The 24,011-nt window shown below is 64.9% G+C and carries 23 protein-coding genes, 2 tRNA genes and 3 pseudogenes; 16 read left to right on the plus strand and 12 right to left on the minus strand.

Annotation, left to right across the window (positions count from 1 at the left end):
* Positions 1-31: 31 nt before the first annotated feature.
* From M3I56_RS23520 to M3I56_RS23535, 4 genes are all read right to left on the minus strand, one after another.
* A complete protein-coding gene (locus tag M3I56_RS23520; RefSeq protein ID WP_254356087.1) occupies positions 32-358 on the minus strand; it encodes a DUF4148 domain-containing protein in 327 nt (108 codons plus the stop codon).
* 124 nt (positions 359-482) lie between these two features.
* The gene (locus tag M3I56_RS23525) at positions 483-1,166 is read right to left on the minus strand and encodes an amino acid ABC transporter permease (protein ID WP_254356045.1); all 684 of its coding nucleotides are present in this window, start codon (positions 1,164-1,166) and stop codon (positions 483-485) included.
* Positions 1,163-1,894, minus strand: coding sequence for an amino acid ABC transporter permease (locus M3I56_RS23530; protein ID WP_254356046.1), 732 nt, complete (start codon positions 1,892-1,894; stop codon positions 1,163-1,165). Before M3I56_RS23530 ends, M3I56_RS23525 begins: the two co-directional genes overlap by 4 nt.
* A 16-nt stretch (positions 1,895-1,910) precedes the next feature.
* The gene (locus tag M3I56_RS23535; protein ID WP_254356047.1) at positions 1,911-2,744 is read right to left on the minus strand and encodes an ABC transporter substrate-binding protein; all 834 of its coding nucleotides are present in this window, start codon (positions 2,742-2,744) and stop codon (positions 1,911-1,913) included.
* A 542-nt stretch (positions 2,745-3,286) separates the two neighbouring features.
* Between M3I56_RS23535 and M3I56_RS23540 the strand changes: the two genes are divergently transcribed.
* Together M3I56_RS23540 and M3I56_RS23545 are read left to right on the plus strand one after the other, a co-directional pair.
* On the plus strand, positions 3,287-3,706 hold the full coding sequence (locus tag M3I56_RS23540; protein WP_254356048.1) for a hypothetical protein: 420 nt from the start codon (positions 3,287-3,289) through the stop codon (positions 3,704-3,706).
* A gap of 374 nt (positions 3,707-4,080) precedes the next feature.
* Complete coding sequence (locus M3I56_RS23545) at positions 4,081-5,292, plus strand: GNAT family N-acetyltransferase (RefSeq protein ID WP_254356049.1); 1,212 nt, start codon at positions 4,081-4,083, stop codon at positions 5,290-5,292.
* A gap of 16 nt (positions 5,293-5,308) precedes the next feature.
* Here the strand turns inward: M3I56_RS23545 and M3I56_RS23550 are convergent, their stop codons facing one another.
* Positions 5,309-6,001, minus strand: coding sequence for a pyridoxamine 5'-phosphate oxidase family protein (locus tag M3I56_RS23550; protein ID WP_254356050.1), 693 nt, complete (start codon positions 5,999-6,001; stop codon positions 5,309-5,311).
* A gap of 244 nt (positions 6,002-6,245) precedes the next feature.
* Here M3I56_RS23550 and M3I56_RS23555 point away from each other — a divergent pair.
* Positions 6,246-6,321 (plus strand) — tRNA-Asn (locus M3I56_RS23555).
* A gap of 5 nt (positions 6,322-6,326) precedes the next feature.
* Positions 6,327-6,402: transfer RNA gene (locus M3I56_RS23560), tRNA-Gly, on the plus strand.
* 39 nt (positions 6,403-6,441) lie between these two features.
* On the opposite strand, the gene M3I56_RS23565 is transcribed toward M3I56_RS23560, so the two are convergent.
* On the minus strand, positions 6,442-6,666 hold the full coding sequence (locus M3I56_RS23565; RefSeq protein WP_254356051.1) for an ATP-binding protein: 225 nt from the start codon (positions 6,664-6,666) through the stop codon (positions 6,442-6,444).
* A gap of 98 nt (positions 6,667-6,764) precedes the next feature.
* Here M3I56_RS23565 and M3I56_RS23570 point away from each other — a divergent pair, with 98 nt between their 5' ends.
* From M3I56_RS23570 to M3I56_RS23585, 4 genes and pseudogenes are all read left to right on the plus strand, one after another.
* Positions 6,765-7,094, plus strand: coding sequence for a hypothetical protein (locus tag M3I56_RS23570; protein ID WP_254356052.1), 330 nt, complete (start codon positions 6,765-6,767; stop codon positions 7,092-7,094).
* A pseudogene (locus M3I56_RS23575) lies at positions 7,060-7,497 on the plus strand (sigma factor-like helix-turn-helix DNA-binding protein); the annotation flags it as partial. The gene M3I56_RS23570 and the pseudogene M3I56_RS23575, both read left to right, overlap by 35 nt.
* Entirely contained in the window at positions 7,494-8,429 is a 936-nt protein-coding gene (locus M3I56_RS23580) for an anti-sigma factor (RefSeq protein WP_254356053.1), read from the plus strand. The pseudogene M3I56_RS23575 and the gene M3I56_RS23580, both read left to right, overlap by 4 nt.
* A gap of 230 nt (positions 8,430-8,659) precedes the next feature.
* Positions 8,660-9,103, plus strand: a complete 444-nt coding sequence (locus tag M3I56_RS23585) for a universal stress protein (protein ID WP_254356054.1) — start codon at positions 8,660-8,662, stop codon at positions 9,101-9,103.
* 47 nt (positions 9,104-9,150) lie between these two features.
* Here M3I56_RS23585 and M3I56_RS23590 read toward each other — a convergent pair.
* A pseudogene (locus tag M3I56_RS23590) lies at positions 9,151-9,387 on the minus strand (ATP-binding protein); the annotation flags it as partial.
* Here M3I56_RS23590 and M3I56_RS23595 point away from each other — a divergent pair.
* The gene (locus M3I56_RS23595) at positions 9,373-9,768 is read left to right on the plus strand and encodes a ketopantoate reductase C-terminal domain-containing protein (RefSeq protein WP_309249179.1); all 396 of its coding nucleotides are present in this window, start codon (positions 9,373-9,375) and stop codon (positions 9,766-9,768) included. The pseudogene M3I56_RS23590 and the gene M3I56_RS23595 overlap by 15 nt on opposite strands.
* Positions 9,769-9,783: 15 nt before the next feature.
* Complete coding sequence (locus M3I56_RS23600; RefSeq protein ID WP_254356055.1) at positions 9,784-10,986, plus strand: cytochrome P450; 1,203 nt, start codon at positions 9,784-9,786, stop codon at positions 10,984-10,986.
* Between the two features lie 535 nt (positions 10,987-11,521).
* Here the strand turns inward: M3I56_RS23600 and M3I56_RS23605 are convergent.
* Positions 11,522-11,800: pseudogene (locus M3I56_RS23605) on the minus strand (alpha/beta hydrolase); the annotation flags it as partial.
* 44 nt (positions 11,801-11,844) lie between these two features.
* A complete protein-coding gene (locus tag M3I56_RS23610; protein WP_254356056.1) occupies positions 11,845-12,156 on the minus strand; it encodes a DUF3331 domain-containing protein in 312 nt (103 codons plus the stop codon).
* Positions 12,157-12,705: 549 nt separating this feature from the next.
* Here M3I56_RS23610 and M3I56_RS23615 point away from each other — a divergent pair.
* The 6 genes from M3I56_RS23615 (at position 12,706) to M3I56_RS23640 (ending at position 18,581) form a co-directional block, all read left to right on the plus strand.
* The gene (locus M3I56_RS23615; RefSeq protein ID WP_254356057.1) at positions 12,706-13,779 is read left to right on the plus strand and encodes a catalase family peroxidase; all 1,074 of its coding nucleotides are present in this window, start codon (positions 12,706-12,708) and stop codon (positions 13,777-13,779) included.
* 173 nt (positions 13,780-13,952) lie between these two features.
* Positions 13,953-14,498, plus strand: a complete 546-nt coding sequence (locus M3I56_RS23620) for an RNA polymerase sigma factor (protein ID WP_254356058.1) — start codon at positions 13,953-13,955, stop codon at positions 14,496-14,498.
* Positions 14,495-15,418 (plus strand): anti-sigma factor, encoded by a 924-nt coding sequence (locus tag M3I56_RS23625; RefSeq protein WP_254356059.1) that lies wholly within the window; start codon positions 14,495-14,497, stop codon positions 15,416-15,418. The genes M3I56_RS23620 and M3I56_RS23625 overlap by 4 nt, the downstream gene beginning before the upstream one ends.
* Positions 15,419-15,490: 72 nt before the next feature.
* On the plus strand, positions 15,491-16,327 hold the full coding sequence (locus M3I56_RS23630; protein ID WP_254356060.1) for a hypothetical protein: 837 nt from the start codon (positions 15,491-15,493) through the stop codon (positions 16,325-16,327).
* Between the two features lie 19 nt (positions 16,328-16,346).
* Entirely contained in the window at positions 16,347-17,240 is an 894-nt protein-coding gene (locus M3I56_RS23635) for a DUF3365 domain-containing protein (protein WP_254356061.1), read from the plus strand.
* Positions 17,241-17,243: 3 nt separating this feature from the next.
* Positions 17,244-18,581, plus strand: coding sequence for a serine/threonine-protein kinase (locus M3I56_RS23640; RefSeq protein WP_254356062.1), 1,338 nt, complete (start codon positions 17,244-17,246; stop codon positions 18,579-18,581).
* Here the strand turns inward: M3I56_RS23640 and tagF are convergent.
* Genes tagF through tssL form a run of 3 tightly spaced genes read right to left on the minus strand, consistent with a single transcriptional unit; the run spans position 18,578 to position 24,008 of the window.
* On the minus strand, positions 18,578-19,138 hold the full coding sequence (gene tagF, locus M3I56_RS23645) for a type VI secretion system-associated protein TagF (RefSeq protein ID WP_254356063.1): 561 nt from the start codon (positions 19,136-19,138) through the stop codon (positions 18,578-18,580). The two genes, M3I56_RS23640 and tagF, sit on opposite strands and share 4 nt — an antisense overlap.
* The gene (tssM, locus tag M3I56_RS23650) at positions 19,135-22,659 is read right to left on the minus strand and encodes a type VI secretion system membrane subunit TssM (RefSeq protein ID WP_254356064.1); all 3,525 of its coding nucleotides are present in this window, start codon (positions 22,657-22,659) and stop codon (positions 19,135-19,137) included. Before tssM ends, tagF begins: the two co-directional genes overlap by 4 nt.
* Complete coding sequence (tssL, locus tag M3I56_RS23655; protein ID WP_254356065.1) at positions 22,656-24,008, minus strand: type VI secretion system protein TssL, long form; 1,353 nt, start codon at positions 24,006-24,008, stop codon at positions 22,656-22,658. The genes tssM and tssL overlap by 4 nt, the downstream gene beginning before the upstream one ends.
* Positions 24,009-24,011: the final 3 nt, after the last annotated feature.

Below are 24,011 nucleotides of genomic sequence, written 5' to 3' on the forward strand. Positions count from 1 at the left end.
CCGACGCGGCCGTCCTCAGCAATCCGGTGAGTCATTGGCCGCTGTAGATCGGTCGCAGACCCGGAATGTCCGCCTGGAGTGCGGCCGGCGCGGCTTGCCCGGCTGAGGAAGTCCCACTGGCCACCCCGCCATAGCCGCTCGACGCCGCGGCCGAACCCGCCACCCGCGCTTCGGCCTGCTGGATCTGCTGAGGATAAGTCGTCTGATCGCCGTCTCCGGGCCGATATCCCGCCTTTTCGAGCTGGACGAGCTGATTGCGAACCTGCGCACGGGTGAGTGCGCCGTTAGATTGAGCCAATGCGATTGCAGGCGCGGCGAGCGCCACTGCGATTGACAGGGCCGAAGCCACAACTTTCACTTTCATGATTCACCTCGATGTCTATGAAGGGCTGCAGACGGTCGTTTGCAGCAGCTGAACGCATGGTAGACAGGTGAGCACTCGAGATAAAGAACCGCACGGGAACAACATTTGTGCGCATCGGTTAAAAGCGTGGCTCACGGCGCGGGAGCAGCGCATTGGCGCCCCATTGCAACGCGCCGCACAGCAGCAGATAGACGAGCCCGACGAACAGGAAGATTTGCGCCGGGTACACCAGCAGACGGTTATTGAGCTGATTGGCGAGGAACGTGAATTCCGGCACGCCGACGATATAGGCGAGCGACGTATCCTTGATCAACGCCACCCACTGATTGACGAACGACGGCATCATCACCCGCACGGCTTGCGGCAGGATGACTTCGCGTAATGCCTGCCAGCGCGTCAAGCCAAGCGAGAGCGCTGCCTGCCGCTGCCCTGCGGCGATCGACGTGATGCCCGCATAGACCGAATGCGACAGATACGCGCCGCCGATCAGCGCCAGCGCACACACGACCGTTGCAAGACCAGGAACGTCGACGTGCAGCAGGATTGGCATCAGGAAGAAGGTCCAGAAAATCAGCATCAGCACGGGTATCGCGCGAAAGAACGCGACCGCCGCGGTCAGCGCGAGACGGACGACTCCGCGCGTCATTGCGAGCGCAACGCCAAGCGCGAATCCGATCAGGGCCGCGAGCAGCGCCGACACCACCGAAAGCGCGATCGTCAGCGCAACGCCTCCCAGCGGGCCCGCCGGAAACGCGCCGATCAGCAAATAACGCAAAACCGGTAACCACGCGAACCCGTTCACGCACGGCCTCGCTGCAAACCGTGCTGGCCGGCGCGTTGCCAGAGCACCAGCGCGACCTCAATGACCGCGATGGCCAGCACATAGAATACGGTCGCGGTGCCGAATGCCTGGAAGGTCCTGAAGCTTTCGGTATCGACCTGCCGTGACATGTACGATAGTTCGCCGACGCCTATCGCCATCGCCAGCGACGAGTTTTTGATCACGTTCATGTATTGGCCAGCGAGTGGCGGCGTCGCGATGCGCAACGCCTGCGGCAGGATCACGTAGCGCAGGGTCGCGTACCGGCGCATGCCAAGCGCGGCGGCCGCCTGCCACTGTGCGTGGTTCACGCCGCGCATGCCGGCCAGAAACTCTTCGCCGATGAACGCCGTGGTGTAGCACGTCAATCCGACCCAGCCGGCGAACAGTTCGAAACTCGGCCAGCGCAGCGTGAGCGGTCCAAACGTCGCCAGGTGCGGTGTGTTAAGCCAGGTCATCCATCCGGACGGCAACACGGCCGCGACGCCGAAGTACCAGAACAGCAATTGAACGAGCAGCGGAGAATTGCGGAAGACGAACACGTAGAGCGCCGCAGCGCGCGCAATCGCGCCACCGCGTGCCGTGCGCGCAACCGCCAGCAGAAAGCCCAGCGGCGTCGCACACGACGCCGCGCAGGCAGAGAGCATCAGCGTTACGAAGAAACCTTGTTCGAGCCACGCGAGATACTTCGGTTCAAGCCAGTTATGCATGAATCGGGCGCTGCGCTCAACCGTTCTTTTGCGGGTCGCCGATCTTGAACAGACGGGGCAGCGGCGCCGCACTCTTCGGGCCGAACCACTTGTCGTAAATCTGCGCGGCTTCGCCGTCGCTTTCCAGGTGCGTCAGCGTGCTGTTCACCGCATCGAGCAGCCGCGTCTCGCCTTTGGGCACGCCAACGCCTTCGTAGTCGTTCGAGATCGTGAACGGGGAAATCTCGTAGCCCGCCTTGTCCGGCGCGCGTGCAAGCAGCGCGACGAGCTTCGGGCCGTCCTGCGTGATGGCCTGCACGTTGCCCGTACGCAGCGCAGCGAAAGCGAAAGGCGTGTCATCGTAAGCGACGATGGTTGCGCCCGGGAATTTCGCACGCACCTGCTGTTCGTTGGTCGTCCCTTTATCCGCGCCGATACGCAGACCATTGAGCTGTTCCGAAGACTTCAACACACCCTTCTTCGCAATGAACTGGGTGCCGGACGCGAAGTACGGTGTGCTGAAATCCACTTCCTTCCTGCGATCGTCGGTAATCGTAAAGTTGGCGAATACCAGATCGACCTTGCCCGACTTCAGAAAGGCGATGCGATTGGCGGGATTGGTGGGCTGAACTTCGAGTTTCACACCCAGGCTTCTGGCGACGGCACGCGCATAGTCCACGTCGAGCCCAACGATTTGATTGTCGTTCGGATCGACGAAACCGAACGGCGGATTGCTGTCGAATGCAGCGACGCGCAACACGCCCGCGCGTTTGATGTCGTCCAGACGATCCGCATGCGCGGACGTCGATGCCACGACCAGAAGTGCCGTCAACAGTGCGCCTGGCACTGCGCCCCAGATGCTGCTTTTCATTATCGGTTTTCCTTCTTTTCTCATTGCCGTTGCGCTGACACCGAACCTGCGCGCTGCGAAGTACGCAGCCTATCTGCATGACGGGTGCGAACGAACCAACAATTTTTCAGATCGAAAGCGCTGCTGGCGATATGGACCAACGGCATGCTGTAACCGTGGATTACGCCGCGTTATAAGCGCCGGGATAGAGCGTTGCAGTGACCCACTTCCGCTCCCCACGAACCGCAAGTAATGTTGACGCATGCTTCTTTGCATGCAGCCCCGCGCTGCAACTCTTGCCGGGAAAATCGCATCGAGCCGGTAATGTCGACTATCGCCCATGCCATTGCCGTGCATTTCTTTCGCGCGAGAAATTGAATGCGAACAGGTTCGTAAGTTCTTACAACTTCAAGGGGCTATCACCCTTGACCTGGGCACATCGGCTGCTTAGGATCAACGTGGGACTTTGCTTTGAGCTTATTCATCGATGTGTCGATGAGTCAGTTTCAGACGTCAGCATGGCTCGCTGCGAAGCCCGGTTTGTCTGCATTAGGGGGACTTTTATGTCTTACCGCCGCTGGACGTCTCCTGCCGAGACCGCAGAATGGATCATCCTCGTCGGCGCAGCTTTCGCAGTGCTGGGCGGGTGGATACCCTGGATGGGCCACGCGCCTTATTACTTCGTTGCCGGCGTCGCACTGATCGGCGCCGGCATCCTCATGCTATGGAACCGCTCAGCGGGACTATGGTGGTATTTCGGCATGTTCGCCGCCGCCCTCGGCTGGTCGATCTTCAAGGTTGGGCTGGATGGCTGGAGTCTGCTGCCGCGACTCTTCGTGCTCGCCCTGATCGGCATCGGGATAAGCCTGGTCATTATCACCAGCAGTTCGGCAGTCGGCCGGCCACTACGCGTGGCGGCAATCATCATGGCAGTGTTCTACCTCGTCGCAATCGCCAGCATGCTCGGGTCCGCCATCGCCTGATCAGCACCGCACGTGTCCACTCGCAAACCAGGTTTGCGGGCTCGGCAATAACCGTATTCGTCGCCGGTCGAATCTCCACATAGTTGATTATTCAACCGACTAATCGAGCGGCAACTCATGCCGAAGGCCAAACGCATCCATGCGATGGTGCGGTGCGTTTTACCACAAGTCCGCAATCCTCCTACCACGCTTGCACCACGCATTAGTCGTCCGCCGCCAATTTCAAGCAATCAGAATACTTTCGCGCGCTGCGCAAGTTATTTCGATGGATCATACGGATATGCCTCCGATGTTCATACGTATCTTATTCGGAGTCCATATCGATAAGTCAAATGTGGGATTGACGCTCCGCCGAATCGGACTACCGGGACAACATGATGCGAAACTCACCGACCGAGACTGCTTTCCTTCCCGACGTCGCCACCCGCGCGAACACGGGTAGTATTCGCCATGAGATCCGCGCATGCAGCACCCACGCGGACTTCCTGAAACTGCGCCCTTCCTGGGAAGCCGTCTGTACTGCGTGCCCAGCCACGCTCGAATTCGCCTACTGCGAACTTGCAGCGGCCAAGGCATTCGCCCGTGGCGCGGCAGTCAGTGTCGCGCTTGTCTACGACGGCGCCGCGCTTGTCGCGCTCTGGCCGCTGTGCATTGCGCGCGAAGGCGCATGCCGGGTCGCGCGCGCGCTCGGCTGCGGAAGCAACGAGGAATATGGCGGCCCGCTCGTATCCGATCGAGGCGACAGGCGCTTCTATGATGCCGCCGTTGATGCATTGCGCAGCGTCGACGCCGACGTGCTGGAGATCCGGTTCGTCGAAAGCGGTGGCCCGCTTCACGAGGCGCTCTCGCGTGCGCCCCTGTCGTGGGTCTTGCGCGCGCTTCCTGAGCGCTGGCGCCTGCTGTCCGGGTACGCCATGGAGCTGTCCCGGTTCCCCACCTTCGACGCCTTCATCGCCACGAGGCCCGACTCGCTGCGGCGCCCATTGCGACGCCTCGCAAGGCGGCTTTCGGAAGACGGCGCGGTTGAATACGGCTGGTGCAAGGGCGTCGACGACGCCCGAGCGGTGCTCACGTGGCTCTTTGCGACGAAGCGCCACTGGGTGCTCTCACGTGGCCTCGACGCGCCTTATCTGATGAATGACGACGTGCGCGACTTCTTCATCGAACTCGCCGGGCGGACCGATCTCGTTGCGACTCCACTGGTCTCGTTCGTCAAACTGGACGGCGTACCCATTGCGGCATCCGTGAACCTGACCGGGCCGCGCAGACTGGAGTATTTCATCACGACGTATGACGAAGCCTATGCCGCGCGCTCCGTCGGCAACCTGCTGGTCGACAGCATGGCGCGATGGGCGCTCGCGAACGGCCGTGATTTCGACTTCCGCCCATACTTCTCGAGCTACAAGGAGCGTTGGTCAAATCATAAAAGCTGGTACGAGTCGCATTTCGTCATACTCACCTGGCGCGGCAGGCTCGTTGAGTTTCCCCTTGCCGCGGAGCAGCTTCGGCGCGTATTGCGCAGAGCGCGCGAGTTCGCCATCGACCCGCTGCGCGCGAAGCTGCGTGCCCTCACGTCGGCGCGGTGAACGCGGCAATCCGTGGTCAGCCGTCGTGCCGGTTTGACCAGGCCTTCACGTAAGCCGGGGCCTCGCGCTCCGGCGCGACTGTGTCGACCACGGGCGGCAACGGTGCAACCGTCAGTGGCAGCACGCCTGCCCAGACGGGCCGATCCATGTCCTCCTCGTCGTCCTTCGGGCCGCCCGCGCGGATCTTCGTCACCGATTCCGCGAGCGCAATGCGCATGACCGTGGTCGCCGCCAGTTCCTTGCGGTTGCCCGCACGCACCTCAAGCCTGCGGCCCGGCGCGATGTGCTCCATGAAGGCATCGAGCACGGCCGCCTTGTGCTCCTCGGTCACCACCTCGAACATGCCGTAGATCACGGCGGAACGATAGTTCATCGAATGATTGAACGCCGAGCGCGCGAGCACGAGGCCATCGAGATGTGTAACGGTCACGCAAACCTGGGCGCCATCGGCCGCGAGTCGCAGCATGCGGCTGCCGTTCGAACCGTGAATGTAGAGATGATCGCCCTCGCGCCAGCATGCGGTGGGGATGCAATGCACGCCGTGCTCGTCGGCGAAGGCGACGTGGCAGACATAGGCTTCGTCAAGAATCGCGTGCAGCGTCGGCGCGTCGTAGTGCGCGCGCTGCGCGACCCGGCGCACGCGCGTGCGTTGCGAAGGTGCCGCGCTGGTGTCGGCGGCGGGTTCGTTGACGGCATCGGCGAGGGACATCGTTTTGCTTCCTTTACGTTCGGGTTGAGATGCCGCCTACGATAGACAAGGCGTGGCCCCATGGGTAGATCCAGACTTGCCTTGCGCGCTGGAGCCACGAAATGACCGGAAGCCAATTACCCGGAAGTAATACACCGTAAACCGTTAAATTCTCGACTAAATCATCCCCGTTACGTCTCATCGAGATTCATCAGGAAAAAGCTGCAAGATCAAAAAATCTCCTGTACAATCCGGCCTCCTTGATTCCCCGATAGCTCAGTTGGTAGAGCGCCGGACTGTTAATCCGTAGGTCCCTGGTTCGAGCCCAGGTCGGGGAGCCAGACATGCGGGAGTAGCTCAGTTGGTAGAGCGCAACCTTGCCAAGGTTGAGGTCGCGAGTTCGAGACTCGTCTCCCGCTCCAGCATCCAGGCAGGCCATCCGCCTGCGATCAGCACAGCGTCTAATCGCGCCTGCCCCAGCCTTGCGGCAGCGAAAACCGCAAGCACGCCCCTTTCCCCTCCAGCGAAGCCGCTTCGATCGGTCCGCCGTGCGCCTCGACAATCGACTTGCAGATCGACAGCCCCATCCCCAAGCCCGCGTCTTTGGTGGTCGCGAGCGAGTCGAACCGATGGTGCACGGCCTTCGCGGCAATACCCCCGCGGCCTCGGCTTGCCACGATGCCCACGCATTTTCGACCACGCGCAGCGGAATCCGTGCGTCGGGATCACGATAAAAGGCAGGAGCCGCCTCACCATCGGCGACGATACGCGTGGCGAGCAAGGGATGCCGCAGCTGGAGCGCAAGCAACACCGCTTGCCAGGCGCTGGGCTCGAACACGCGGTCGATTTACGCGACCAGTGCGAAATGAATCGCGCGATTGCGGTCGAGCAGCCAGACCAGATGTTCCATACCGCCGAGTGCCCGCACCAGAGCGGTCGCCTGCTTCAGGTTGTTTTCGCTATCCGTTTGCTGATTTCGCATCTGAATTCCGTGTTCTTCAGAAGAGAGGGAAACGTTGAACGCAATCGTTGGCGCGTACGGAATTTTGTTCGCCCGCCGGGTGTTCTGCTCAAGGTGACGGTTTCGCCGCTTTACCCTATCGTCGAAAAATGAAATCTACCGAGACGATGATTGTCGCCGAATTGGCCGTGTGTGCGCGCTCGAACGTGCGCATCAACTCGAACCCGGAACAGCGCCACTGAGCAGGTTGGAATGGGCCGACGGTTTCCTGGAAATCGTTCCCGATCCCACTGCAAGGACACCGGAAGAACAGTTCATGAACGGGCAAGTCATCCGCGCCGTTCAGCAATTACCCGAGGCACAGCGCATTGTCATGCTGCTCGTCGCGGTGGAAGGGTTTAGCTATAGCGAAGCCGCCGAGGTGCTGGACGTGCCGATCGGCACGATCATGAGCCGGCTTTCGCGGGCACGCCAGGCAATCGGCGCCCTGTTCAACGAACGGAATAAAGAAGAACGTGCGAAAGACGCGGCGAACAGCAAGCAAAGTGGGGCATGACTATGGATGACATCCTGCTCATGGCTTATGTCGACGGCGAACTTATGCCGCGTGAGCGTGAGGACGTGGAGAAAACGATCGGCGTGTCGCCCGAGATCGCGGAGCGCGTTGCGGTATTCGCGGCCTCGACGCTGCGGTATCAGCATGCTTTTGCGCAACAGAAGCTGCCGCCCGTGCCCGAGCGGCTCACGCTCAAGATCGCCCAGCTCAGCCGCGCGTATGCCGACGTGCCGGAAGCTTCGGGCAGCGCTCGACGCAGCACCGCTGAGCCTGCGAGGTTTTCGCGGCTTTTCTCGCGCTTGCGCTTGCGCTTTCGCTTTCCGCTCAATCTATCGCTGCCGGTTCTCGCCATGACTTTCGCCGCGGGCGCGCTAAGCTGCGCGCTGGTGCTGCGCTTCGCGACGGACTGGGCGCGTAACGACCGCGGCGCAAACGCCAGCGCGTTGCACGCCGCGGCCGCGAGCGTCTCGCCGTGGGTCGCGGCGGCGGTGAACTATCAACAGCTTTACACGCGCGACACCGTAGCATTCGACGCGCTCACACCGGAAGTGGCCTCGCAGGTGATCGCGCAGATTCACAGCAACGACGGCGTGCCGATACGCGTGCCCGACCTGCGCCCGGCGGGGCTCACGTTCACGCGCATTCAACGGCTGCGTTTTCACAACAGGCCGCTCGTGCAGATCGTGTATCTGCCCCAAACGGGTTTGCCCGTGGCCCTGTGCGTCATGAAGGACGAAAAACCGGACGCGAGCATGACGCATGAGCATGTCGAAAGCATGAACGTTTTGACGTGGCGGCGCGCCAAGCTCAGCTACGCGTTGATTGCGTCGCTCGACGACGATCAGCTGCTGGCAATCGGCAAACAGATTGCCAAAGGCCAGACGGACGAAACCGTGGGTCAGGTGGCGCCGCGCGGCAACGCCGCGGGTTGAATGACTGCACGCATTGTCCGTTACTCCGGACCCCGAATTATGTCGGAATATATCCTCTCCGACGAGAACACCGCGGCGTAAACCAAATCAGCCCGCCACCTGGAATAAACACCGATAACGGACTGTTCTGATTGCGCGGCCAGGCAGCTCGCCCTCCGGGGCGAATGCACTGGCCAACCTTCATGTTCAGTCAGGCGCCGCCAGCGGCTCTGTTACGTTATCGGCACATCATGTCTTCCTTTTCCCGCATGCTGCTCGTGTATGACGGCACGAGCGAGGCCCAGGCCGCACTGCACCGCTGCTCGCAGCTTTCGCTTGCCTTGTCCGCGCCTGTCGATGTGGTCGCCGTCGTCGACACCGAAGCGGTGAATGCGAGCTGCGGCGGTCTGCTGACCGACGTTGCCTATAGCCACCTCGAGGAAATCGCCCGCAATACGCTGAGCGATGCCGTCTCGCAGCTGGCCAATATTGGCATTGCCGCGAACGGCTGCGTCAAATACGGGCGAATCGCCGATGTCGTGGCGCGCCACGCGCAAACGTTCAACCCCGACCTCATCGTGCTTGGTCACCGCGCGCGAGCAAGGCGCTGGTGGAGCGGGCGCCCCGCTCATGTCGATCTCGCCGAGCGTCTGTGCGGAACGACCATCGTCACCGTGACGCTGGCGTCTACGTAGTCATGCGTAACACAGCGCCGATGGTCCGACGATTCAACATGCCAGCTTCACGTTGCGGCCAACGGCAGCGTGCGGCGCGCCTCCAGACCGCCTGTGCGCCGGTTTTCGAGTTCGAGCTCGCCGCGCATCGCAAGCGTGATGCGTCGAGCAATGGTGAGGCCAAGCACCGAGCCTGACGCCGACGCCGCCGTCTCGGGCGCGCGAGACCACGCGGCGAAAACCGCTTCCAGACGGGCGGGAACGATCCCCAGCCCCGAATCGAGTACCGTGTGCACGAGACGCTGTGGCAAAAGCTCATTCTCAACTGCGCCTATAACGCGGTCTCCGCCATCGTCCAGTTGCCGCTCGGCGCCATGGCGCATCGCGACGCACTGCGCGAAACCATGCGCGAAGTGGTTGCCGAGTGCCTCGCCGTCGCAGCCGCCGAAGGCGTGCATTTCGAGCACGATGCCGCGCGCATGATCGAGCAGATCGAAGCCACGATTCCCGGTAGTCAGTATTCGTCCACCGCCCAGGATCTCGCGCGCGGCAAACACAGCGAAATTGACTTTCTCAACGGCGCGATCGTGCGGCGCGGTATGATCGCGGGAATCGCGACGCCTGCCAACCGCACGCTCCACACCCTCGTCAAAGTGCTGGAAGAGAAACCCGCCGCTCACGTCTAATCGTCTCCCACACCCATGCAATTCTCCGACTTCTCCTCGCCGGCCTTCTACGCCAATCCCTATCCCCTGTACGAAAAGATTCGCGCAGCAGGGCCGATTTTGCCGGTTGGGCCCAGAGCATTCGTAACCGGGCGCTTCGAGATCATCGACGCCTTGCTGCGCGACCCGCGCATGGGCAAGACCTATCTGCAAAGCGTGGCGGCGCGCTACGGCGAGGCGGCGACCACGCAGCCGGTGTTCCAGTCGCTGAGCCGTACCTTGCTGATGATGAATCCGCCTGCGCACACGCGATTGCGCGCGCTGTTGATGAAGACCTTCAACGCGCGCGGCATCGAAAAGCTCACTGCGATCGTCGAGGCCACCACGCATGAACTGCTCGAACGCGCGGGCTCGCGCGCCGAGTTCGATCTCGTCAGCGACTACGCGCTCCCCTTGCCGGTGCAGATCATCTGCCGGCTGCTCGATGTCCCCGTGGCGGACGCGACCGCGCTAGGCGACGCGGCAAGCCAGCTCGTCGCGGCATTCGATCTCGCGCCGCTCGACGAAAACGGCTTGCGCGCGGCCGACGAAGCCGCGCTCACGCTCGAGCGTTACTTTCACGGCGTAATCGAGCAGCGCCGCGTACAGCCCGGCGACGATCTGATTTCCGCCATGCTCAGCGTGGAAGACAAGGGTGCGCGGCTCACCGACGAAGAAGTCGTATCGAATGCCGTGCTGCTATTCATTGCCGGCCACGAAACGACGTCGAACATGATCGGCAACATGATGATCGCGCTCTTTCGCCATCCTCAGCAGATGGAGGCGTTGAAGCAGGACCCGAAGCTGTTGCCGCGGGCGATCGCGGAGTGCATGCGTTACGACGGCGCGGTGCAGATGCTGGTCCGCACGGCGCTGGAAGACATCTCGCTTGGGGAAGCCTCCCTCGCGCGCGGCTCCGTGGTGTTCATGCTGATCGGCTCGGCCAACCGCGATCCTGCCGCATTCCCCGCGCCCGACACGCTGGACTTCGCGCGCGGCGCGAGCATGCCTTCGCTCGCGTTCGGCGCGGGCATTCACTATTGCCTGGGCGCACGGCTCGCCGCGCTCGAACTGGATGTCGCGATGCGGTCCCTGCTTGCCCGTTTCCCGGCAATCCGCCCTGTGGATCTGGACGGGCTGGTCTGGCATCGGCGCAACAATCTGCGCGGCGTGACGATCTTGCGCGTGTACACGCGTTGACGTCGGGCGGAGCCTGTCCCGACGTTCAGCACCGAGCCGTCCGACGAGGTGAGCTTCACGCCGCCAGAAAGAAAATACAGAAGCTCGGTGTAGGCGAGCCCCTGCGGTCCCTTGATGACCTCGTGCGACGGGCCTGAATTGAACACGCCGGTTTGATAAGCCTTGTCCGGCGACGTAAAGCCGACCACGTCGGTCATCTGCGTGCCGTCTTTCAACCGACTTTTGTGCGTCCTTGCGGTTGAAGACGGCGCCGTAGAGATCGGCTTTCGAAAGCTTCACCGGCTTTACCGCCTGTGCCTGTGCGCAAACGCATGCAAACAAGGACACCGCCGGCACCGCAGCGAGAGCGGATCTACGAGTCTTGGCCATGACCATGAGTTATCCGTTGAATTTGCCCCGGATCGCTTCGAGATCTTCGGGGCTCAGGTTGATATCCTTTGTGTCGGATTGCGAATCGACAAGCCTTACCTCCCAACGATACGTCGAGCGCTCACCAATGCCTTAAGCGCCGGAAGCGTCGCTACAGATGCTGGACTTACAGCATGGCATCGGCAAACGCCTTGGGCGCTTCTTGCGGCAGATTGTGGCCAATGCCGCCGCTGATGCCCCGATGCTGATATTTGCCCGTGAACTTCCCGGCTTAAGCCGCCGGCTGCGGATGCGGCGCGCCGTTCGCGTCCCCTTCCATCGTGATGGTGGGCACCGCAATCGTGGGCGACAGCCCCAGCTTCGTTTTGATGTCGTCGTACTTCGACTCGCCTTGCGCGAGACCCAGCCGCCAGCGATAGTTATGGATCACCACCGCGACATGATTGTTTTGTGTTCCGGAATTTAGTGCCTTTGCGGCGCCGTGCCTGGCTATTCTGGCGATTCGGGGTCGGCCAGGCGAGCGCCCCACGCCTCCAGCGCCGCGGCGAGGATCATCGCCCCCGAATTCAACGGGATCTTGTAGCGGCGCGCGAGCGGCCGGAAAACCGCATCGCCTCGCTTGATGTGCTCCCCGGACAGCACACAGATGCCCGACTTTCTGGCGATTGCGCGTTTCCAGACCTGCTCGCGGTAGCTGCAGCGCGTCGGGTCGCTCCACGAGAGCGTGAACGACGAATTGGCCAGTCGCTCTTCTATCTTGACCGTGCAACTTGCGTAGGTGTTGTGATCCGCGGCGCGCAACGCTGGTCCTCGAAGCCGGCGAGGCTGGCAGGCCAGAGACCACGTGCACCCACGGATTGTGCGCGCAGTCCGGCGCAGTGGCGGCTGCGTCGTCGTCCGGCGCGTGTGTTGGATCGTTGGCGTCATCGGCACCAGCGGGCGGCACGAGGCGCATGTTTTCGCCAGGGCCGCCGCCATCGAGTGCGCCTCCCGCATATGTCGACCTCCACAAATCCAATCTCACCACGGCTAACTCCCATTTTCTGGGTGAGCGTGTCTGTCACGCGTGTCCCGTCGCCCGAAACCGGAACGTCCTGCGTATTGCGCCCACTCATTTCGAATGACTGAAGCTTAAGGAGAAGCGCGGCGAGTCGCTATTCTTCCCGCGCATAAACGGATAGACGCTTTTGGATGACGACCCCATACGTAGGTGTACCTTCGTCGTTCAGTGCACACTGAATAGCGGCAAGCGGATTACCATAGCGGCGTCGCCGCACGACGGCACCGCACGAGATTCATAGAGGGCCTTTTCCATGCATCAGCGGCTGTATGAGGCCCCTGCGCTGATTTATGTCCCGTCTTTCGCTTTCGCAACTTCTTGTCCGATACGCATTCATCGCGATCACGCTCGCGGCCTTTGCCGCGGCGTTCGCATGGGCCGCGGGCTGGATACACTGGCCCGGCGCCCAGGCCGCGCTCACGCCCGACCGGCTCATCGACGCCTTCGAACGCAGCGCCGGCAAGCATCCCGGGTTTCGCCGCAACCATGCAAAAGGCATCTGCGTGAGCGGCTATTTCGACAGCAACGGCAACGGCACGGCGCTTTCTCGCGCGGGCGTATTCGAGCGCGGCCGCACGCCGTTGATTGGCCGCTTCTCCGCGCCCGGCGGCAATCCCGCCGAAGACGACGCGGACACGACCGTGCGCAGCTTTGCGCTGCTTTTCGCGCTGCGCGACGGCGAGCAATGGCGCACCGGCATGAATTCCGCGCCCGTCTTCGCGGTGCGCACGCCACAAGCGGTTTACGAACTGCAAGAGGCAATGCAGCACGACAAGCGCACGGGCCGCCCCGACCCCGCGAGACTCGACGCGTTCTTTGCGAGCCACCCCGAAACCAACGCGCTGCGCGACTGGCTCGCCGCGCACCCGCCGGCTTCCGCGTTCTATAACGCGAGCTACTACAGCATCGACGCGTTTCGCTTCACCAATGCAAGCGGCAACATGCGATTCGTGCGCTGGAGTGTCGTGCCCGATACGCCTTACGCGCCGCTGGACACCCGCAATTCGAACGCGAGAGACCCCGACTTTCTCGCGCGCGACCTGAAAGTGCAATTGCAATCGGCTCCGGTGCGCTGGCACCTCATGCTGACACCCGCGGGTGCCGGCGACCCGGTGGACGACGCCACCCGCGCCTGGCCCGTCGAACGCGAGCAGCATCGCGTCGATGCGGGTACCATCGTCATCGAGCATGCGCAGTCGCAGATCGACGGCCCCTGCCGCGACATCAATTTCGACCCGACGCTCCTGCCGGTGGGCATTGCGCCCTCTGACGACCCGCTGCTCGCCGCGCGCGCGGCCGCTTACGCGGTGTCGTTCGACCGGCGCACGAGCGAAGAAGCGCACGCCGGCGTGAAAGCCCGCTGAAGGCAGCGCGGGGGCAACCCAAACGAAAGCATGGAATAAAGCCCACCGGCCAGGTGTTTCGTTTCAAGTTCACCCAAATGGCCCGAGCCGCGCGCTCCCGACCAGACGGTCGCACACGACCGCGAAGCGCGCGCCGGTCCGGATTGAACGGGGATCGTGGAGAAAACCCTTCGATGAGCGGTACAGACTTACCGGGCATGCTTCCCGCCATGATTCCGCGGCTATGGGCGTTTGCGCTGCGCCTGTCCGGGGACCACCACGATGCCGAAGACCTCGTACAGCGCGCCTGCCTGCGCGGGCTTGAACGCGCGCATCAGCTTCAGCCCGACACGGCTCCGCTGAGCTGGATGTACTCCATCGTGCATTCCACATGGATCAACGAATTGCGAGCCCGCAGCGTGCGCAAGCGCGCGAGCTTCGAGTGGGACGACGATTTCCTCGAAAATCTCCCCGATCCCGTCGATAATGGCCCCGAAACACAACTCATGCACAGCCAGATCATCGAGGCAGTCGAGCGCCTGCCCGAAGCCCAGCGTGTGGTGATGCTGCTCGTCGCGGTCGAAGGCATGACGTACCAGCAGGCCGCCGACGTGCTCAAGGTACCCATTGGCACCGTGATGAGCCGGCTCTCGCGAGCGCGGCAATCGGTCGGCGCCATGTTCAGCGGTGCAGCGCCCAAGGCGCCGCCCGCCCCGCAGCACAAGGACTCACTCGCATGATTGCCGACGACGCACAGTTACTCGCCTATGTGGACGGCCGCCTGTCGCCGGACGAGCGCGCCGCGATCGAAGCGCAGTTGCGCGAGTCCGCCGAGGCGCGCAAGAAGGTCACGCTGCTGCGCACCTCGCAGGTCGATTTCGCCGGCGCCTTCGCTCAGCAAACGCTGCCGCCCGTGCCCGAATCGCTGCGCCTTGGCATCGAGGAAATGGTGCGCGCACAAACCGGGCAACCTGCGCATCCGTCTTCGAGCGCGAACGACGCGGCGATACCAGCCGCGGAACAACAGACTTCCGCGCCCGTGAGATCGCGCCTGCGCCGCGTGCCGGTCTGGCTCGCGGCGGCATGCGTGGCGGGCGCGTTCCTGGCCGGCCAGTTCGTGCGCTTCGACGCGCTGTTCGGGCCTGCCGGTCAAGGCTCCGGCGCCTCGCAGCTCGCGAGCGCATCGGAGCTGTCGCCGTGGGTGAAGGCGGCGGTTGGCTACCAGAAGCTCTATACGCGGGAGACCGTCGCCTACCGTCAGGACGATCCGGCGCTCGCCGCCAGGGTCGTCGAGGACATCCGTCGCGACGACCGCCTCGCGCTGCGCGTGCCCGATCTGAGCAGCGCCGGGCTCACCTTCAAGTCGGTGCAGCGCCTGCGCTTTCACGACAAGCCGCTCGTGCAGATCGTTTATCTGCCGCGCAACGGGCCACCCATCGCGTTGTGCGTGATGAAGGACGCGCGCCCGGACGAAGCGGTCGCCTCGCGCACCGTCGACTCGATGGGCGTCACCACGTGGCGGCAGAACGAGCTGACCTACGCGCTCATCGGCCAGGCGGGCGATGTCGATCTCGCCGCGCTCGGCAAGCGCATCTCCAACCTCGATACGGCTGCGCTATTCAGCGAGGCGCAGGAAGCCGTACCGCCGCACAACGGGTAAGCGCCAAGGTCGGCGCGGAATAATTTCGCCGCCGGGCTGTTGTGTTGAGGAACCCTCGACCAATGGCTCGGCATGATTCATCGATTGCACCTCTGGGCAGCGGGCATCGTCATCGCGGCGGCGCTTGCGTCGCCCGCGCACGCCGCCTGGCGGCTCGCGAGCAGCGATGCACCCGTCAGCGTCGTGCGCGGCACGAACGCGACCTCGGCAGCGGCGGGCGACACCTTGCGCGACGGCGACCTGCTCGAATCGCGCGAAGGTGTGGCGCATCTGCAGGACGAGCACGGCACGCTCGTCGCGCTCGGTCCGCGAACTCGCGCGATGCTCATGGCCGACGCCCATGTGGCCTTGCTCAGCGGCTGGCTGAAGATCGCCGCTGCCGCGTGCGCCACCGCGCCCTGTGCCCAGGTGCGCGTGGACTCGGAATCCGGAGCGCTCGATGTTGGATCGAGCGCAGCGGCGATCGTCGCAGCGCCCGAGGGCACGCAAACGGTCGACGTATTCAGCGAAACCGGAACGCAGACCGTCGCGGCCAAGCCGCCCACGTCGATACCAAACGGCCGCTTCGCGAGCATCGGCAGCCTTGGGCATGTGCAATTATCGGGGCGCCCCACCGACGCCTTCGTCACGGCCATGCCGGTCGCGTTTCGCGACGCCTTGCAGCCGCTCGCCGTCGCCAGGCCCGCACGCAGTGCGCCGCCCTCGCACGCCGCCACTTACGACGACATCGCGCCGTGGCTGGACAGCAGGCTGCCCGCGCGCAAGAGCTTTCCCGCACGCTTTCGCTCGCGTCTGACCGATCGTGCATTTCGCCACGATGTTCAGGCACATCTGAACACCCTGCCCGACTGGCGCGCCCTGCTCTATCCGCCAGAGCGCCCCGGCGTTCGCAAAGTGCGCTATCCATAAGGCTCGATCCTTCACCGCCATGAAGCCCGGACTCTCGCTCAGCGTCAAATTCAACCTGGTATTCCTGATCATCTTCGCGATCGCGCTGGTGGTGATCGGCGTGGCCTCCGACCGTCTGCTGCAAAAGCAGGCGCTCGAAGAAACCGCGCACGACGCCAACATCCTCGCGAGCGCCGCATCGTCGATGCAGAGCTACACCGCGGCGCACGTCACGCCGCTGCTCGCCACGCAGATCAAGTACAGCTTCGTGCCCGAGTCGATCCCCGCCTTTTCGGCCATCGAGATGCTCAAACTGCTGGGGAAGGACTTCCCGAACTTCTCGTACAACGCCACGATGCTCAACCCGACCAATCCGCGCGACCGCCCGACCGACTGGGAGACCGACGTCATCCGCCATCTGCACGATCATCCGGAACTCAAGGAACTGACCGGCCAGCGCGATGCGCCGGGCGGCCGCTCGTTCTTCCTCGCGCGGCCCAGCAGCATTACCGACACCGCCTGCATGCAGTGCCACAGCACGCCGAACGCCGCGCCCGCGACGGTGATCGAGAAGTACGGCACCTCGAACGGCTTCGGCTGGACCATGAACGAGGTGATCGGCGCGGAGTTCGTGTCCGTGCCGATGGCGCAGCCCATTGCGCGCGGACGCGCCGTGTGGCGCACGTTCATGCTTTCGCTCAGCGCCGTGTTCGCGGTCGTGCTGATCGTCATGAACGTGATGATGCACGTGCTGATCACGCGCCCCATTCGTGCGCTGTCGCGCGCCGCCGACGAAATGAGCCTCGGCAAGCTCGACGCAACCACGCTGCCAACGGGCGGCTCGGACGAAATCGCCTCGCTCGCGGTGTCCTTCGGACGCATGCAGACCAGCCTCATCGAAGCGTTCCGCATTCTGGACGAAGAGCAGACGTAAGCGATGTCCCACTCCGCCGACATCCCCACGACATTCGACCGCTACGTGATCGAGCGCGTGCTCGGGCGCGGCGCAATGGGCGTGGTGTATCTGGCGTTCGACCCGCGCATCGAGCGCAAGGTGGCGCTCAAAACCATCGAGCGGCCCGCAGGCGGCGAAACGGACCATGAACTCACCGCGCGCTTTCTGAACGAGGCGCGCGCCGCAGGACGTCTCGCCCATCCGCACATCGTGGCGGTGTACGACTATGGCGAAACGGGCGACACCGCCTTCATCACGATGGAATACGTGCGCGGCGACACCCTCGCTGCGCATCTCGCGCAGCACGCGCGCGCGGGCACGCAGATGAATCCGCGGGCCGCCCTGCGCTGGTTCGCGCAACTGCTCGATGCACTCGACTACGCGCACGGCTCAGGCATCGTTCACCGCGACATCAAGCCCGCCAATCTGCTGATCTCGCCGCGCGGCGAATGCAAGGTCGCGGACTTCGGCATCGCGCAGCTCGACACGTCCACGCTCACGCAAACCGGCACGCTGCTCGGCACGCCGAGCTATATGTCGCCGGAGCAGTTCACCGGCGACGCCGTCGATGCACGCTCCGATCTCTTTAGCGCCGCCGTCGTGCTCTACGAAATGCTCACCAGCGTGTGCCCGTTCACGGGAACGCCGGGCGCTGTGATGCGCAAGATTCTCGACGAGATGCCGCCGCCCCCTTCCGCAGTCGTGCCCGGCTTGCCTGCGTATGTCGACGCACTGGTGATGAAGGGCATGGAGAAGCGCCCCCCAATGCGCTACGCCGGCGCGCGCGAATGGCGCGACAAGCTGCTTGCGACACTCGCTGCCGATGTCCATGAGGATGCCGAACGAACTGTGCTCGCGCATGCGGCCTTTGAATCGCCGATCCCCGCGCCGCCAACGCAGACCCCACTTGACCCCGAACTCATCGCGCACCTGGAGAAGCGCCTCGCGAGCCATGTCGGGCCCGTGGCGTCGCTGCTGGTACGGCGTGCGTGCGCAGGCGCGACGAACATCGATATGCTGCGCGAACGCCTCAGCGCTCACTTGCCCACCGACGATGCGCGGCGCGACTTCGATTCGCTGTTGATTCCGGTGGGCGCGGGCGCGCCGCGCACGATCGGCGCGCAGACCATCAGCGCCGAAAGCGTGAGCGAAGCCGCCTCGCGCCTCTCGACGCTGCTGGGCCCCATCGCCCGTATCGTGGCGCGCCGTGCCGCAACCCAGGCCACCGATCTGCGCACCTTCCACGCGCAACTGCTCGACGCCGTGCCGGAACCGCACCGCGAAGCGCTGCGCCGCGAATGGGGCATCGACGGCGACTAGTCCACGCTGTCGTGCGCTTCGAGCAGATCCAGGAACATGCGCGCATCGAGCGGTCCCTCGTGCCGATGCGTCACGCCATCCTCGTGAGTCCACCACACGCTGGCGCCTTCGCACGATGCCAACGCGACTGACTGCTCGCGCAGCGCAGCCAGGTTCGACTCGAACGCCTTCAGCGAAAACGAAGGCGCCAGCGTGGACAGGGCCAGCGCGCATGCCTCGTCGTGCCAGCGCGAATCGACGGCGCGCGCTGCGCTTTCGATCTGCCCCGCGATCACGAATGGAAAATAGCGCCCCACGGCGTCGATGCCGGGCATGAGCACGCCGGTGCAGGCGCAGTCGTCGATAACGGAGGGCGGAGCCGAAAAGCGCCACACGGGCATCTCCAGGTAACGCTCGAGCCAGCCTCCGGCATGGCGCTCGCGCGCGGCGAGCAAGCCGCGTTGCAGCCACGCGTCCCAACGGCCGACGAAAGCCGCGGAAAGGCCGCCTCCGACGAAATCACCATGCGTGCGGACCTTGCCGTAAAAACCGGCGTCGATTCGATCATCTGCGTTCATAGCGACGTCGGGCAACGAAAGCCATTGAGCACGCCCCCGCGCAACGGATTGTTCACGCTGCCGGCCACGAGCGCGAGCGTGACCTTGCCGCCGTCGAACGTGGCGTTGAAATGATCGGCCTGTCCGGCCTGCTCGATGCGCGCGGCGTCGAGCAGATGGAACAGCGCCCAGGGTCCTTCCGCGCGAGGCGGCGGCGCAGCCGCGGGGTCGAGTTCGACATGCGCCTGCCCCGTGCCCTTTCCGCTCGGCCACTGGAACGCGGCGGTGGCGTTGGGCGCATCGCTCGTCGCGCTCAGTTGGGTGCCGTCGATATCGAGCACGAAGCGCTTCACCGAAGGATCGAGCGTGACCACCTTCGCCGAGAACCGCACGGACACGTCGTGGCCGCCGTCGCGGAACAAGGCGTCCCGCAGCGTCGCCGCACGCTGGAACGCCACCGGCACATCGTCAGGAATGCCGAGGGCTTTCGCTTCGGGCCGCCACTTCCATACCGTGCCGGACGTATCCACCCGATTCTGCAGATTCTTCTGGAAGAACGCGTCGATCAGGCCGCCAGGCGCCAGCACGCGCGCGAAGTCGTCGGGCGCGGCGTCGCGCGCCGACGCCCTCACGAGCGGATAGCGGCCGTCGAGCGCCTGCCTGCACGCGGGCGCGACGGTCGTGGCCCACAGTGTCTGCAACTGCGCACGTTGGCCCTGAATCTGCACGGTATCGGCGTTGCCCGCTACGCCTTGCAGCACCGCCGCGAGCGGCGCGGGCGCGTTCTGCGAGAGCAGCTTCAGGCGGTCGAGCGGGCCCGTTGCGGGCGGCGGCAGTGACTGCTTGCGTGCCGTGTCTTCCGCCTGCAGGGTCGCGGCGGCGTCCTTGAGCGCGTTGATGTATTCGTCCAGCGCCGCGCCCGCCAGATCGTGCAGCGCCTGAAAATGCGTATCGATGGGCGTCGGCGCGGCGGGCTGCTCTGCATCCGCGCCGATGCGGTTCTTGAGCGCGTCGAGTTTGCCGGGCGCGGCGGCCGGCGGCGTGAAGGTCGTTTCGCGCGCAACGGCCTGAATCAGCGCACGCAACGGCGAATTCGCCGAGCCGAGCAGGTTCGCGATGCGCGCGCCCTGATCCGGCGCACTGAACGGCACAACGGCGATATCGACAAGCAACGCGTCCCACTGGCGAATCGCCTCCTCGCTGTAGAGCCGCGTGAGCGCCGCGCGCAATGCCTCGGTGCTCTGCGCATCCGTATGCGTCTGGCCCGCGCCGAGCACCCAGTCGTCCTTCGACAGATTGGCGAGCGCATCTTCACGCAAACGCACGAACGCGTCGAAGCCCGCACGCGTGTATGCGCCCTCTATGCCTTGCGTGAGCGGCGCGCCGCTCCTTCTCACGAACACGATCTGCCCGCTCGGCCCCGCCGCTTTCGCCACAGTGAACTCCGGCAGGCGCAGTTGTGCCAGTTGCTGATCGATACGGCCTTCCAGCCGCTGCGCGAGCGGCACGCGATCGAGCACGGCGCGCGCCTGTGAAATCAGGTTCTGATCGAGCGGCAAGTTCGAATCGAACTCGCCACGCCGGAACAACGCCTGCAAATGCTGCTCGATGTCCGCGCGCTGCGCGTCGCTGGCGTCTTTCATCGAACCCGTTCGCCAGGTACGCAGCGCCCAGACCTGCAGCGCGTCCGGGTCGAAATGCGTCGGGTCGCCCAGCATCAGGTACGCGCGTAGGGCCTCATAGAGCGTGGCGGTATCTTCCGCGCTGCCGCGGCGAAGCTGGTCCTCCATGCGTTGCACGACGATCGGCAGCAAGGTCTGCCGCAACAGGCGCTGGTACACGCGCTGCGCCTCCTGGCCGAGCTTCTGACGCTGATCGAGGCCGAGACCCGCCCACCACGGCGCGTCACGCGAAGCGCGCTCCGCTTCGCCGCCGGGCAAATCGCGCGCCGCGTCGAGCAGCGGCAGGACCGCAAGCGGACTGTCACCCGCGCTGGTCTTCTTCGCAAGCTCGGCGAGCGCGGCGATCTGCTGACGGCTTGCATCGACGAAGCGGCGATTCGCGCGGTCGCTCGCGAACAGGGCGATCAACCCCGCCGCCAGCAACACGGCGATGCCCGCGATCGCTGCCTGCTGAAAGCGCGTGCGCCGCCGCAGCGCGCGCGGATCGCTGCCCGCGATGCCCTGCTCGGCGAAGATCACGTCGCGCAGCAGCCGCTTGACGAAATACGCGCGCCCGCTCGAGGCGTCCGCCATCACGACCTCGCGGCTCAAGCCCAGCGATGCCGCCATCGCGCTCATCATGCGGTCGAGCGGACGTCCGCTCTGCGTGCCGCTCGTGAAGTACACGCCGCGCAGCGATGGCGCGCGCGCGAAACGCGATTCACCGAATGCCTCTTCGAGAAACCGCCGCAACGCGCGCTCGATGCCCGCGAACTGCTGCGGCAACGCATAGATCAGCGCGCGCCGCCGCGCATCGGTTTCCTGCTGCATGCGTTGCAGCACGCGGCCTTGCAGTTGCGCGTGCAACAAGCCGAACTCTTCGGAGAAGCGCGCGAGCGGCGTACTGCCTTCGCCGGCCTCGTTCTCCGACGCGAGCGGGAACGTCATGCCCCACACCTGCTCGCGCTCGTCGCGCCCGAAGTCGTCGAAATACTCGGAGAAGCCTGCGAGCATGTCGGTTTTCGTCACGACGACGTACACCGGCAGGTGCACGCCGAGTTGCTGGTTCAGTTCGGCAAGGCGCTCGCGGATCGCGGCGGCATAGGTGGCGCGTACTGCGTCGGACTGCTGCAGCAGATCGGCGGCCGAAACCACGGCCATCACGCCGTCGAGCGGCCGGCGCGGCCGGTACTTGCGCAGCAGCCCGAGAAAGCCGAGCCATGCGCCGCGATCGGCCTGCTCGTGGCTGTCCTGCGTGGTGAAGCGACCCGCCGTGTCGAGCAGCACCGCGTGGTCCGTGAACCACCAGTCGCAGTTGCGCGTGCCGCCCACGCCACCCACCGCCTGCGCGCCAAGCCGGTCCGCGAGCGGGAAGTGCAGCCCCGAGTGCGCAAGCGCGGTCGTCTTGCCCGCGCCCGGCGCGCCGACGAAGAGATACCACGGCAAGTCGTAGAGCGTTTCCCGGCGCGGGGCGAGCCACGCGAACATGCGCCGCATGCCGCGCGCGCCGCCGGCAGACGCGCGCGACTCGCGCAGTGTCTTCAGCGCCGCTTCGAAGCGCGTGCGCAGTGCCGCGACGTCGGCGTCGGCGGCCTTGCGCGCGGGGTCCGGTGCGTGCTTCGCGGGATCGAGCGCATCGGCCACGAGGCTCTGCACGAACGTCGAACTGGCGATGCGCGCCTTGGCAAACCGGACGCCCCAATAGAGCGCCCAGCACGCGAGGATGAGCGCGATCACGGTCCAGCGCCGGGCGCTGCTCTCGAGCGGCGCCGTACCATTGAACGCCACGAGCGGCCCCTCGAACCAGACCAGCGCGCAAAGCGCCAGTACGCCCGCAAACGTCACGACAGCGGGCTTTTTGAACCCCTGGATCCACATCATGGCGCGGCTCCCGGCGCAAGAATGGCGATGGTCACGCGGCGGTTGCGCGCGCGGCCCGCCGCGGTTTCGTTCGATGCGACCGGCTCGGTATCGCCGCGGCCTTCCGCGCTCACGCGCGCAGGGTCCGCAAGATGCGCCGCGAGGATCGCCCGCACCGTCTCCGCGCGGGCCTGCGAAAGCGCGACGTTGGAGGGAAAGCGCGCCGACACGATGCGCTGGTCGTCCGTATGCCCGATCACGACGACATTGCCCGGCTTGTCCGCCAACGCCTCGCCGATGCGCTGCACGAGCGGGACGAAACGCGGATCGAGTTCGGCGCTGCCGGACGCGAAAATCTGTGTGCCTTCGGCGCTGTTGTTGATGGTCACGGTCGTGCGGTCACCCGATTCGCCGACCGTGACCAGCCCTTGCGCTATCTCGGGCGCAAGAAAGCCATCGAGCGCCGACGCGAACTTCGGCGCCGCCTGCGTCTTGGCCGCGAGCACGGGCGCGGGCGCCACGCGAATGCCGCGCATCGCCTCGAACACGGGGTCGGAGAACGCGTTGATGCGCAGCCCGAGCACGAGGCTCGTCGCCATCAACACGAGGCCCGCGAGCGCCAGCGCGACCCACAGCGGCACGAAACCCAGCGTCCGTTCGCGCGCGGGCTCCGCGGGCTGCCAGTGCGGCGACAGCGCGCGCTCGACCGGGCCGCGTTGCGCGCGGATCATCTGTTCGAGGCGTTCGCGAATCTCGTCGAGCTGCCGCTTACCGCCTTCGATGAGCCGGTAGCGCCCGTCGAAGCCAAGCGCGAGCATCACGTAGATCAGTTCGAGCAGGTCGATATCGGCAGCGGGTGTTTGCGCGAGCCGCTGCAACATGACGAAAAGCCGCTCGCCGCCGGAGGCCTCATTGTGAAACGTCACCAGGAGGCTCCTGCGGCCCCAGACCCCCGCGCCCCACGGCGTCGCCGCAATGGCCTCGTCGATGAAGGTGCACAGGCAATAGCGCGCCGGACCGAGCTGCGCGTCGGGCACGCCGAACGCGCGGCCGTCTGCCTCGAAGCGGCGCACCATCTGGATCAGTTGCGCGCGCAGCGTGTCGAGATCCGGGTGGCTCGGCAGGCGGCGCAGCGGCAGCGCGAGTTCCAGCAACGGATTGGCCGCCCGCAGCAGCGGGTTGCGCCCGGCGATCAAGGCATCGAGCGGCGTGAGCGCGGGCTCTGTGGCTTGCGGGTTGCGCTGCGGCGTGGGTTCCGCTTCGGCGCTGGCCGAGCGTTCGCGCTTGCGCCCTGGCATCGGCATGCGGATCGTGCGCGCCGCGTCGAGATAGTCCGCATCGTCGAGCGGCGCGTTCGTGCTGTCGGTCATGGC

It is taken from the genome of Paraburkholderia sp. CNPSo 3281 (assembly GCF_024206515.1).
In the GTDB taxonomy this organism is placed as follows: Bacteria; Pseudomonadota; Gammaproteobacteria; order Burkholderiales; family Burkholderiaceae; genus Paraburkholderia; species Paraburkholderia nodosa.